Source organism: Acetoanaerobium noterae, from assembly GCF_900168025.1.
GTDB lineage: Bacteria > Bacillota > Clostridia > Peptostreptococcales > Filifactoraceae > Acetoanaerobium > Acetoanaerobium noterae.
The window spans coordinates 29,352-41,337 of record NZ_FUYN01000010.1; the positions used below are offsets into that span (position 1 = coordinate 29,352).

10 protein-coding genes and 15 tRNA genes are annotated in these 11,986 nt (G+C 35.0%); 1 reads left to right on the forward strand and 24 read right to left on the reverse strand.

Going from position 1 to position 11,986, the window contains the following annotated elements; all coding sequences use genetic code 11:
- Nucleotides 1-7: 7 nt before the first annotated feature.
- Nucleotides 8-739, reverse strand: coding sequence for a helix-turn-helix transcriptional regulator (locus tag B5X47_RS13020; RefSeq protein WP_079590700.1), 732 nt, complete (start codon nt 737-739; stop codon nt 8-10).
- A 196-nt stretch (nt 740-935) separates the two neighbouring features.
- Between B5X47_RS13020 and B5X47_RS13025 the strand changes: the two genes are divergently transcribed.
- Nucleotides 936-1,808: a VOC family protein gene (locus tag B5X47_RS13025; protein ID WP_079590702.1), complete on the forward strand. Its 873-nt coding sequence runs from the start codon at nt 936-938 to the stop codon at nt 1,806-1,808.
- Between the two features lie 197 nt (nt 1,809-2,005).
- Here the strand turns inward: B5X47_RS13025 and B5X47_RS13030 are convergent, their stop codons facing one another.
- From B5X47_RS13030 to B5X47_RS13140, 23 genes are all read right to left on the reverse strand, one after another.
- Nucleotides 2,006-2,875, reverse strand: a complete 870-nt coding sequence (locus tag B5X47_RS13030; RefSeq protein WP_079590704.1) for an anti-sigma-V factor RsiV — start codon at nt 2,873-2,875, stop codon at nt 2,006-2,008.
- 29 nt (nt 2,876-2,904) lie between these two features.
- On the reverse strand, nt 2,905-3,387 hold the full coding sequence (locus B5X47_RS13035) for a sigma-70 family RNA polymerase sigma factor (RefSeq protein ID WP_079590706.1): 483 nt from the start codon (nt 3,385-3,387) through the stop codon (nt 2,905-2,907).
- Nucleotides 3,388-3,588: 201 nt separating this feature from the next.
- Nucleotides 3,589-5,097: an HD domain-containing phosphohydrolase gene (locus B5X47_RS13040; RefSeq protein WP_079590708.1), complete on the reverse strand. Its 1,509-nt coding sequence runs from the start codon at nt 5,095-5,097 to the stop codon at nt 3,589-3,591.
- Nucleotides 5,098-5,297: 200 nt separating this feature from the next.
- Nucleotides 5,298-6,134: a shikimate dehydrogenase gene (aroE, locus tag B5X47_RS13045; RefSeq protein ID WP_079590710.1), complete on the reverse strand. Its 837-nt coding sequence runs from the start codon at nt 6,132-6,134 to the stop codon at nt 5,298-5,300.
- Complete coding sequence (gene aroC, locus B5X47_RS13050) at nt 6,131-7,243, reverse strand: chorismate synthase (RefSeq protein WP_079590712.1); 1,113 nt, start codon at nt 7,241-7,243, stop codon at nt 6,131-6,133. The genes aroE and aroC overlap by 4 nt, the downstream gene beginning before the upstream one ends.
- Nucleotides 7,221-8,627 carry a 3-phosphoshikimate 1-carboxyvinyltransferase gene (aroA, locus tag B5X47_RS13055; RefSeq protein ID WP_330395782.1) on the reverse strand — a complete coding sequence of 469 codons (1,407 nt, stop codon included), beginning with the start codon at nt 8,625-8,627 and terminating at the stop codon, nt 7,221-7,223. The genes aroC and aroA overlap by 23 nt, the downstream gene beginning before the upstream one ends.
- 26 nt (nt 8,628-8,653) lie before the next feature.
- Nucleotides 8,654-9,712, reverse strand: coding sequence for a 3-dehydroquinate synthase (aroB, locus tag B5X47_RS13060; protein ID WP_079590716.1), 1,059 nt, complete (start codon nt 9,710-9,712; stop codon nt 8,654-8,656).
- Nucleotides 9,713-9,725: 13 nt separating this feature from the next.
- A complete protein-coding gene (locus B5X47_RS13065) occupies nt 9,726-10,262 on the reverse strand; it encodes a TcaA NTF2-like domain-containing protein (protein ID WP_079590718.1) in 537 nt (178 codons plus the stop codon).
- Between the two features lie 299 nt (nt 10,263-10,561).
- Nucleotides 10,562-10,638: transfer RNA gene (locus B5X47_RS13070), tRNA-Arg, on the reverse strand.
- 26 nt (nt 10,639-10,664) lie between these two features.
- A tRNA-Cys gene (locus B5X47_RS13075) sits at nt 10,665-10,738 on the reverse strand.
- A gap of 9 nt (nt 10,739-10,747) precedes the next feature.
- Nucleotides 10,748-10,824 (reverse strand) — tRNA-His (locus B5X47_RS13080).
- A 21-nt stretch (nt 10,825-10,845) separates the two neighbouring features.
- Nucleotides 10,846-10,922 (reverse strand) — tRNA-Pro (locus B5X47_RS13085).
- Nucleotides 10,923-10,947: 25 nt separating this feature from the next.
- Nucleotides 10,948-11,024: transfer RNA gene (locus B5X47_RS13090), tRNA-Met, on the reverse strand.
- Nucleotides 11,025-11,046: 22 nt separating this feature from the next.
- Nucleotides 11,047-11,122 (reverse strand) — tRNA-Phe (locus tag B5X47_RS13095).
- 5 nt (nt 11,123-11,127) lie between these two features.
- Nucleotides 11,128-11,216 (reverse strand) — tRNA-Ser (locus B5X47_RS13100).
- A 25-nt stretch (nt 11,217-11,241) separates the two neighbouring features.
- A tRNA-Lys gene (locus tag B5X47_RS13105) sits at nt 11,242-11,317 on the reverse strand.
- A gap of 6 nt (nt 11,318-11,323) precedes the next feature.
- Nucleotides 11,324-11,399, reverse strand: a tRNA-Gln gene (locus B5X47_RS13110).
- A gap of 9 nt (nt 11,400-11,408) precedes the next feature.
- A tRNA-Arg gene (locus B5X47_RS13115) sits at nt 11,409-11,485 on the reverse strand.
- A gap of 5 nt (nt 11,486-11,490) precedes the next feature.
- Nucleotides 11,491-11,565 (reverse strand) — tRNA-Gly (locus B5X47_RS13120).
- An 8-nt stretch (nt 11,566-11,573) separates the two neighbouring features.
- Nucleotides 11,574-11,657 (reverse strand) — tRNA-Leu (locus tag B5X47_RS13125).
- A 3-nt stretch (nt 11,658-11,660) separates the two neighbouring features.
- Nucleotides 11,661-11,735: transfer RNA gene (locus tag B5X47_RS13130), tRNA-Thr, on the reverse strand.
- Between the two features lie 54 nt (nt 11,736-11,789).
- Nucleotides 11,790-11,866, reverse strand: a tRNA-Asp gene (locus tag B5X47_RS13135).
- Between the two features lie 12 nt (nt 11,867-11,878).
- Nucleotides 11,879-11,954 (reverse strand) — tRNA-Val (locus B5X47_RS13140).
- Between the last annotated feature and the right edge of the window lie 32 nt (nt 11,955-11,986).

Below are 11,986 nucleotides of genomic sequence, written 5' to 3' on the forward strand. Positions count from 1 at the left end.
CTCCTCATTATCTGGATAATTGTTTTAGATATCTATATATAGTTGCTTCTGAAGTTTTTAGTCGCTCTGCAACCTCTATCACGCTACCCTTCAAAAGAAATACTCCTTTTTCATGTAGCTGAGCCACTATAGCTACTTTTTCATCGGGTGACATTCGCTCTGGCTCAATATCCGTTTGAATCAGCACTTGATTTATGATTGTAGTCGTAAGCTCTTCTAAGGTAGTTGTGCTAAGATTCTCTTCAATCACTTTTGGCTTTGCTTTTTCTATTTCATTGGCCTTAGCCTCAGTATCAGCTAGCTTAATATTTGTTCTTTCCTTTGATTTTTCACATAGATTAAAATAATCGCTTGTAGCTCCCATAAAAGAATCTATTATCGCTTGCATATCCAAAAATTTACTTGCATCCATGTTTATGCATAGCAAACCAATTAAATTATTATTAATATCTTTAATGAAGTATGTAGCAGACTTCACTTGGTCTCCTGAAGCAGTAATACTTATGTAGTTTGATATATAATCCTGCTTTAAATATAGCTTGTCCTGTAAAATTTTGAGTGATAAATCAGTAAGAGGACTTCCTATTCCTCGTCCACTAACATGGGAATTTTCTATTGCAATTACTGATTTTTCTGGAGTCGTAACATCATGGAGCACCACTTCATAATTAGGTCCAAGAAAATTTCCTAAAAATTTTGTAAATATGATATATGGCTTTAAGATTTCTTGACTAGTCATATAATCCGCCTTTCTATGAAAGCATTTCTTATTTCATTTAGTTCTACCTAAATTATATTAGAGTATAGATAAGAGTGCAATAATTTTTTATCACGATAATAATTTAATATCACGTAGCCATAAATTAAAATTAAATAATGCATTAATTCAAAATTATTTGGGTAATAAATTCTTTAAGAAAAGGAGGTTTTTTGTTATGGATAAGCTACTCATTCATTTATGGTATGACAAAGAAGCTAGAGAGGCTGCTGAGCTTTACACTAGTATATTTCCTGACTCAAAAATTAATAAAAGTATAATTTTGAGAGATACTCCTTCAGGTGATGCCGAATTGATTGATTTTTATTTGTGCGGCAAGGAATTTCAAGCAATAAGTGGAGGACCATATTTTAGATTTAATCCTTCCATATCTATGATGGTCAAAACTCCTAATATAGAGCAAGTGAACTCCATATGGGAAGCTCTTATACAAGGCGGAAAAGAGCTTATGCCTCTTGATAAATATTTTTTCAGCGAAAGATACGGCTGGTTACAAGATAAATATGGCTTATCCTGGCAGATATTTCATAATCCCGATACTGATAAAGCAGAACTCTCCCCTAATCTATTATTTTCATCCTCTGTAAACGGAAAAGCAGAGGAAGCTATTTCTTTTTACACGAACTCGTTCCCAAACTCGGAAACTATCTATATAAACAGATATAATGAAAATGAAGCTTCTGCCCCAGAAGCAAAAATAAATTATGCCGAATTTGCCTTAGATTCTATGAAGCTAACTGCTATGGATAACGCAAATTCTGTAGATTATAGTTTTAATGAAGCTATTTCATTTATGGTAAGATGCAAGAATCAAGAGGAAATAGATTATTATTGGAATCTGCTATCTAATGATAGGGAAGCCGAGCAATGTGGATGGCTAAAAGATAAATATGGTCTATCTTGGCAAATAGTTCCAGACTTTCTAGATGATGCCATGTTTGATGCCTCTCAGGAGCTCGTCGACAAAATAACAAAAGTCTTTCTTCCTATGAAAAAATTAGACTATGATAAGTTAAAAAATACCTTGTAGTTTTTTGAACTTTCCCTATATCCTAAACTATTTTTCAAACATAAAAAACTGCAGACCAAAAGCATCTGCAGTTTTTTACGGTTCTGTTGTAGATTAAAAAATCTCTGATTGCTTTAATGGGTGGGGTTCTTATTGTGAATGCAACAAGGTTCCCGGGCCCCATAAGCAATCTCCGATTGCTTTAATGGGCAATGTTCTTATTTTATATATTCATCACTTACAAGAACATCCTTTAAAAGCTCACTTGGTATTATAAATTCAGGATTTCCCATATACCCAGGGGCAACCTCATACTTATCAAATGCTATAACCAGCTGATTATCTTTAGTTATATAGAAGCTTTGGTTTTTATCTATTTTAGAGAAATTTTCATCTCCCATCATTTCATCCTCTAGCCAGTATATATTGTTCTCATCCTTCATCTGTTCTTTCATTTGAGCTTTTATATTCTCGCTGATTATATCTATATATGCTTCATCTTTAAATAGACTTGGCAAGGTAATCAATACTTTATTTTGTTTATCTATGGTGTCATACTTTATAGTAGTAGATGATGAACCTGCAGTATTTACAACATATCTTCCTATTACTAGAAGCTTATCAGTATCAGTTTTCACTTCATATCCAGAAGCTATTCCCATATGTGCCTCTTCCATATCAGCTTTCTTCAGCTCATCTATTTCCTTCATAAAATCATCATAAAGCTTTTGATTTTCATCTAAATATTTTTCATTTAGCATAGCTTCAAGGTTGGAATCTAAGCCTTCAATGGCTGGAGTTTTGAGCTCGGCATCAAAATTATTATCCTTCAGCTCAAAGGTTTTAAATGTAAGTACCCTAACTATTGAGCCAAGAACTGGAACCTCTGATAAGGCATATGAAATCTCAGAGCTTAAATTTATGCTTCCTACAAATACAACTCCTGCAACAGCCGCCGCAATTACACTTTTATTTATTATATTTTTTCTTTTCATTTTTTTCTCCTGCTCCTTTATTGTTGTTCTTACTAAAAATTCTAATTCATCTGGTATCTCTATATTTTCATATTCATTTCTGAATCTATTCATTATTAATCTCTCCTTTGATAGTCTTATTACTACTCAAGCTCTATGCGCAGTTTTTTAAGTGATGAATAAAGCTTAGTTTTAACTGTACTTTCAGGCATGTTCATTATGCTAGCAATATCTTGAAGCTTCATGGCTTCAAAATATCTAAGAACCACTATAGTTTTATTTTCGTCGCTTAGCCTATCTAGAGCAGACATTAAGTCCGTATCCTCATAATTATCAGAGCTACTTCCTCCAATATCTTCTAGAATTTCATCCTCAGTCAAAACAATTTTATTTGATTTTCTTAAAAAATCTAAAGCAGTATGAACAACTATTTTGTAAAACCAACTCTTTATTCCATCTGGATTTTTCAACTTATGCTGTGATTCTAGTGCTTTGCATATAGCTTCTTGGACTATATCAAGGGAATCTTGCTGATTCTTTACATAGGTGTAAGCTAATCTATAGTATCCCTCCCTGTTTTCTATGATGAATTTTGTTACATAATCGCGATTAAGTTTTGTTTTCATCTTTAAATATTCCTTTTATTTATTTTTTGTCTTCTAAATAATAGACGAATTAGAAGATTAAAAAGTTTTAAAATAATTACAGATTTTTTCGCAAAAAAATACCATCTTATTCAGATGATATTTTAGTATACTCCATTATATCTAGTTGTTAATACTTTTACTCGGAGTTCTTAATATTACTATTTTTTTATTGATATATTCTTATATAAAAGCTCTTATTAGAGCCTTTACTATTTTAGGATCAAACTGCGTGCCAGCATTGTCTTTTATTATTTCTAGAGCTTCCTCATCATCTACAGCCTTCCTGTATGGTTGATCTCTAGTGAGTGCATCATAGGCTTCTGCTACGGCTAGAATCCTAGCATAAAATGGAATCTCATCCCCTCTTAGTCCCTTAGGGTATCCACTTCCATCCCATCTCTCATGATGAGAAAGCACTGAGTCTGCTATAGGTGCAAATTCATTAGATGAGCTAAGAATACTATAGCCTGTCTCAGGGTGACGCTTCATATTATCCCACTGATGAGCATCTAGAGAGCCTTTGTAATTTAAAATATTGTCTTGAAGTGCAATCTTCCCTATATCGTGATAATAACCAAGAGTAAGAAGCTCAAGAAGCTGGGTTTGAGAGAAGCCAAGCTGTTTTCCTAGTAATTTACATATATAGGAGGTTCTTTTTGCATGCTCTCGTTCTTCTGGATACTTTTTCTCTAGGTTGTGAAGGATAATTTCTATAGCTTCTTTTCTAAGAGCTGCTCTTTGAGCTAATTTATTTTGATACATCATAACATCAGCACTGTTTAGCACTTGAGAAATAGGGATAGTTTCTTCATGCTTTAGAGCGTACCCTATAGCTATTGATATAGGTATGTCCTGAATAGTTCTCGATTTTGTAGAATGCTCTAATCTGGATTTTAAAGAAATTAAATCTGGCTCATTTACCTTTGTCATTATTAAGGAAAACTCATCTCCCCCTATTCTCGCAACGATGTCATCACTTCTAAGCTCTTTTTGGATTAAATCTGAAACAGTTTTTATTAGTTCATCTCCGCTTGCATGTCCAAAAGCATCGTTAATAAGCTTAAGCCCATTTACATCTATCATGACTATAGCTATAGGATAATTTCTAAGAGTGTCAACGCGCTTTAACTCCTCTTCAAAAAATCTTCGGTTAAAAAGCCCAGTGAGCTGGTCATGGTAGCAAATATATGATAGCTTATCTTCAGTTACTCTTCTATTTGTTATATCGGATAAAAACATCAATATGCTCGGCTTATCATCCCATAAAAGATGTACAGCCGAAGCTTCTACCCAAATAAATTCTCCACTAGATTTTTTAAATCTAAACTGAATCTTTGGATTATCTAGCTCATTTATAAGGCGAGAATCCAGCATCAATTTCAGCTTGCTGATATCCTCATCATGAACCAGTTCCTCAAGTTCAAGCCCTTTCAAGCTTTCTTTATATCCTGTTTGCTCCATAACCTTTAAATTAGCATGGATAATTTTATTGTCTTGAATGACGAATACAAATTCGGATAAATTATTAAATAATGTTTTGCACTGCATCTCTTTTTTATCTAATTCCTTTATAATTTGATTTACTTCAAGCTCTTTGTTTTTCTTTTCTATACTGGCTTTAAATAATAAATATGCTATTACTGCCAATAGCAAAATCACCGTTAAAAATAAAATAGTTTGACTACTCATAATACTTCCTCTTTTCACAGCAAGAGCAATCCAATTTTTATCCGAATTTATATAGTATTATAAATATATATACCAATATACAAATAAAAAACACCATAATCAGAAAATTATGGTGAAAATAAAATACAATTTATAAGTTTAACTGTTATTTGTCATTTTCTTATAAATTTTGAGTTGTTTATATTTATATTTACGTTTAATTATAGATTGAATTTCAAGATTATATCTTCATATATTTTATCTACTAAAGACGTTTTATCATTTACATCCACGTTCTGCTTACTTGCCCATATTTCCTGTGCTTTTAGAGCTTGCCCTATTAACATATACAGCCCATTTATATTATTGATACCATACTCATCTGCTAGCTTAAGTAGCTTGGTTTTTTGTGGATTGTATATGAGATCAACTACATTGCTGTACTTTTTAATAGCTTCCTTTTTAATAGGACACTCTTCAATATTCGGATAGGTTCCTACTGGGGTGCAGTTTATAAGGCAGTATTTATCCTTAATTTCATCGATTTCCTCATAAGCCAGTACTTCAAAATCTGGATACTCCAGCTTGGTTTTATCTGGATTTCTGCTTATAAGTGTTATCTTACTAGCCTTTTCATCCTGCAGTACTTTTATAACTGCCTTTGCAGCTCCTCCTGCTCCAAGTAAAGTAAATCCATTTTTGCTTATAGATATTCCTGCTTTATCAAGACATAATTTAAAGCCATCGTAATCTGTGTTTGTTCCTATGGCTTTGTTTTCTTTTAAAGTAATTGTATTTACAGCCCCTATTTCGATTGCCTTTTGATCTATCTTATCTAGATATCTCATTATATCCTGCTTGTAAGGGATAGTTACATTTAGACCAGCTAAGTTTAGTACTCTCATCGAAGCTATAACTTTTTCTAGATTTTCAGGCTGTACTTCGAACATGCCGTAGCTACCTTTTATACCTGCTTCTTTCATAATCTCTTGATGAAGTACATCTGATATACTGTGAGCTAAAGTTTTTCCTATTAATCCAAAATTGTTTTTCTTCATAGGCTCCACCTTGATTTGATGTACTCAGGATTTTCATCTAGCATCATATCCAAAATAACAAAAGCTGATACTGACTCAATTACAGGAACCACTCTAGGTACTATGCAAGGATCATGTCTTCCCTTTATCTCAATTATTGCATCACTGGAATTATTTATATCTATAGTATTTTGGCTCATCGCTATAGATGGAGTTGGCTTTATTGCCGTTTTGAATATTATAGGCATAGCATTAGTGATGCCACCTAAAATTCCCCCATTGTGATTTGATTTATGTGTTACTTCCCCATCAGTTATACTCATCTCGTCGTTTACCATAGATGCTCTTGCTTTACTCATCTCAAATCCATCACCAAATTCAATACCTTTAACAGCTGGAATAGAAAATAGCATATGAGATAATCTACTCTCGACAGAATCAAAAAATGGGCTTCCTATACCAGCTGGCACTCCAGTTATGGCACACTCCACTACCCCTCCTATAGAATCGTGGTTTGCCTTTGCATCTTGAATTAGATTCCTCATGAGAATTTCTTTTTCCTCTGATATTACTGGTAGTTCCATTTGCTTCAATTTATCTCTTAGCTGAGCACTTCCTGTCATGGAATTTAGATTTTCATCAACAACCTCTCCAATACTTAGTACATGAGCCGTAGTAAAAATATTTGCTCCCTCTAGTATATAGCTCGCTATAGCACCAGCAAAAGTAAGCACAGCTGTTAATCTTCCAGAGAAATGTCCTCCTCCTCTATAATCACTGTACCCTTTGTATTTCATATAGCCTGTATAATCTGCATGGCCTGGTCTCATTAGATTTTTAGTTTTTTCATAATCGCTCGAGTGCTGATTTGAATTTCTAATTTCAAAAGCTATAGGAGCACCAGTTGTAATTCCATTAAAAACACCACTTAATATTTCAGCCTTATCAGCTTCTTTTCTAGGTGTGGACATATCATTTTGTCCTGGCATTCTTCTTTTCATAACAGCTTCTATATAGTTCATATCAAGCTTAACCCCAGGCAGGATTCCATCTATTACTCCGCCTATAGCAACTCCATGCGATTCTCCAAATATAGTAAGTTTTAATTTAGTTCCCAGTGTCGTACTCATTAATATCTGCTCCTAACGTTTTAAAGTCTTCCCAAAAATGCGGATAGGATTTAGAAACTGCTTCAGCTCCTGATATTTCTACTTCAAATTGACATCTTATAGAAGCTATAGCCATGGCCATAGCGATTCTATGATCATTCCAGCTACTGAGTTTTCCTCCAGTAAGCTGAGTTTTTCCATTTATAATAATAGAATCCTCAAGCTCTGTAATATCTGCTCCTAGCTTTGATAACTCACTAACTGTAGACTTGATTCTATCAGATTCCTTAATCCTAAGTCTTGATGCATTGATGATTCTAGTTTCTCCCTCACTCACAGATGCCATAACACAAATTGCTGGAATTATATCTGGAATCTGAGAAGCATCTATTACCATTGATTTTAAATGCCCAGAGTTTACCTCAAGTTGTCCATCTTCAAGCTTTTTAATATCTGCTCCCATAGCTTTTGCTATATCTATAATTTTTTTATCTGCTTGAAGAGATTCTAGATTTACATCATTGCATACTATTTTATCTCCAATAGCTCCAGCTACTATCCAAAATGCTGCTTGCGAAAAATCGCCCTCAACTTTGTATTCTCTAGCTTTGTAAGCTTGATTTCCCTTTATATAAAATTCTTTATACTCTTTATTTTCTATCAATATCCCAAAGGCTTTTAGCGTATCAATTGTCATATCAACATACCCTTTAGATTCTAAATCTGTCGTGATAATTATCTTTGAATCAGAATCTAATAGTGGAAGCACAAACATAAGCCCAGTTATAAACTGAGAGCTTATATCCCCACGAAGCTCAAATTCTCCTGCCATTAATTTTCCGTTTATTACTAGAGGCAGTTTATTTTCTTCATTCCTATAGGATATATTTTGTTTATCAAAAATCTCATAATATACATCAAGAGGTCTTTCTACAAGCTTGCCTTTACCTGTAAACTTAACCTCTTCATCCATTAATCCTGCAAAAGGAATTAAAAATCTAAGAGTAGAGCCAGACTCATTGCAATAGATGTCGTTACCTGTATAAACTAGGTTTTTATTGCCTTTAATTATTACTGTTTTCCTTAGGCCTGCATTATCTTGAACTTCTATTTCCACTCCAAAATTCTTCATTGCATTAATCGTTGCTAATATATCATCTGATAAAATCACATTCGCTATCTTACTCATCCCATCAGATAAGGATGCGGCTATTATAGCTCTATGACTCATGCTTTTTGAAGGTGGTATACTTATCTCTCCAGAAAGCTTTTTCGGAATAATTGTTACTGTCTTTTTAGGCATTGCAACTTCCTTTCTATTCATACTGTATACAAAGCTATTTAAATTTTTTAATGATATATACTGGTACTTCTCAAGAATACATCTAAGTACTTGCTCGTTCAATATTCTATATCATAAATAGCTACCTGTTATTTTTCTATTAAAGCATCTATATCTTCCGGATATATAAACGAATCTCCTATTTTTCTTATAAAAATAGTATTAATTTTTTCTCCTAGTGACTTTTTATCATGAGAAATTATCGCTTTCACAGCCTCAATATCCATTTTAGGATAGTCTATAGGAAGATTATATTTTAGCATTAGAGTCTTAATTTTATCACTAGTGCCTAGCTTGGTAAGTCCTAGCCTTTCTCCTAAGCTTGCTATATAAAGCATTCCCAGTCCCACGGCTTCTCCATGAGTATAAACTTCATAATTAAAATTACTTTCAATGACATGTCCAAAGGTATGCCCAAAATTAAGCAACATTCTTTCATCATTTTCCTTTTCATCTCTTTCGACAATATCTGCTTTTATTTGGCAGCATGTAGAAATCAGCTTGTCAAATTGCCCACTTATAGAATCCAAATCATATTCTTCTAAAAACTTAAAAAAGCTTTCGTTCTTTATACAAGAATATTTTATTACCTCTGCCATACCATCGGATAAAACTCTCTTATCCAAAGTCTGCAAAACTTCAGGGTCAATAAGTACAGCTTTTGGATGATAAAAGCTTCCTAAAAGATTCTTCCCTATAGGAAGATTAACTGCTACCTTTCCACCTACACTGCTGTCGATTTGAGCAAGCAAAGATGTTGGAATCTGTATAAAATCTATTCCTCTAAGTAATGTTGAAGCAACGAAACCTGTTAAATCTCCTACTACTCCTCCACCAAGAGCTATTATCAAATCACTTCTAGTTATATTATATTCTATAAGTTGAGTTGCTAAATTTTCATAATTTGAAATAGATTTGCTTTTTTCTCCTGCAGAAATAGTAAAAATACAACTTTTTATATTTAGATTTTCTAACGAAGCTTTTAGTTCATTCGCATATAAAGGACCTACATTGCTATCTGTAATAATTGCAACTTTTTCTCCTCGTAAAAGCTGTTTTATATATGATGCCCAATTTGTCTTCAAGCCATGTTCTATATATATAGGGTAAGAATCCTTGCTAGTTTTAACATTGATGATTTTTGTCATGCTCTTAGTCCTTTCAACTTTTTATTGTTTTGCTGTCTAGTATTTTTACTGATAATATCTGAGACATCTTATAGCCTTTATTTGTCTTAGCTACTCTGTATATATTTTCAAATTCCTTATATTCCAGTGGTTGATTACCTTTTTGGATATAAAATTTTTCATTTACTACCACTCTAAAATCTCCGTTGTCAAACTCACTCATGGAGTTTATTTTATATGATATAAGACGTTCCTTTATTCCTCTTTCTGAGTATGACTTTACAGTTGATTTCTGAACTGTACATATCTTACTGCCTGGAAGAATATCCGATGATACCAGCGAAAAATCTCCTGAATTTATGGCACTCACAAAATTATTCTGATAGCTATGTATTAGTTTTTCTACTTGAGTTTTCTTATGCTGGTTTAAAAATTTATTATGATTTTGGTTGTGCATCTTCGGTTGATAAAAAATCTTTGTCGCTGTATATGAATCTGCATATGATATTATTCCAAAATTAGATAAAAAAAGTGTAAAAATAAGCATTCCAGTCAATAATTTTATCTTCATATATAAACACCTCTTCATTATAATAGTAGCTTAAAAGTTCAATAGGTAAAATTTTCAATTAACCTATATTATAATACAAATCCCAATGATAATACAAACTTTATGTTTAAAATATTTATAATTAAACAAAAACACCACATATTTAAGCTATCTGTATTGCTTAAATATGTGGTGAGCTTTGTTGTCCCTGCAATAAAAAACCCTTTAGAATAATCTAAAGGGTTAAATGTTTTTAATATGAGTTAAAAATTTGTTAAATTTATATTTTTTTCTATATATAGCCTCTGAAAATATTGCTGTGGTGTGCCCAGAGGGATTCGAACCCCCGACCCTTTGATTCGTAGTCAAATACTCTATCCGGCTGAGCTATGGGCACAAATAATTCATTATAAAAAAAAATAGTGGAGGCGGCACCCAGATTTGAACTGGGGGTGAAGGAGTTGCAGTCCTCTGCCTTACCACTTGGCTATGCCGCCTCGTTTTGTTGGGGTGAATAATGGGATTCGAACCCACGGCCTCCAGAGCCACAATCTGGCGCTCTAACCAACTGAGCTATATCCACCATATTAAAATTTAATCTATATGGTCGAGGTGGAGGGACTCGAACCCCCGGCCCCATGGTCCCAAACCACGTGCGCTACCAAACTGCGCTACACCTCGATAATGTCATTATACTATATTAAATTGGTAGCGGCAACAGGGGTCGAACCTGTGACCTTTCGGGTATGAACCGAACGCTCTAGCCATCTGAGCTATGCCGCCCTAATGCTGAAATCAGCTCAAATGGTGCCCAGAGGCGGAATCGAACCACCGACACGAGGATTTTCAGTCCTCTGCTCTACCGACTGAGCTATCTGGGCTAACATGGCGGAGAGGGTGGGATTCGAACCCACGGTCCCTTTCGGAATCACTGGTTTTCAAGACCAGCTCCTTAAACCGCTCGGACACCTCTCCATGTTAAGCTATGTAAAATAGTAAGTGGTGACCCATCCGCGACTCGAACGCGGGACACCCTGATTAAAAGTCAGGTGCTCTGCCGACTGAGCTAATGGGTCAGAGTATGGCTGGGGATGCAGGACTCGAACCTACGCATGCCAGAGTCAAAGTCTGGTGCCTTACCGACTTGGCTAATCCCCAACAAAAAATTGGTGTGCCTGAAGGGAGTCGAACCCCTGACACCCGCCTTAGAAGGGCGGTGCTCTATCCAGCTGAGCTACAGGCACATAACTGGAGCGGAAGACGGGACTCGAACCCGCGACCCTCGCCTTGGCAAGGCGATGCTCTACCACTGAGCCACTTCCGCAAAAAAAATGGTGCGGATGGAGGGACTTGAACCCCCACGCACAAGGCGCTAGATCCTAAGTCTAGTGCGTCTGCCAATTCCGCCACATCCGCATGTGGAGCTGGCGATAGGAATCGAACCTACAACCTGCTGATTACAAGTCAGCTGCTCTACCGTTGAGCCACGCCAGCACATTATCTACTATCATACACCATTTTTCATGTACTTATTATTTAGTTTTAAAATGGCGATCCGGAAGGGGCTCGAACCCTCGACCTCCAGCGTGACAGGCTGGCATTCTAACCAACTGAACTACCGGACCGCATATTAAATTTGGTGGGCCCAACAGGGCTCGAACCTGTGACCCCCTGCTTGTAAGGCAGGTGCTCTCCCAGCTGAGCTATGAGCCCACTAATGGTGACCCCTAGGGGAATCGAACCCC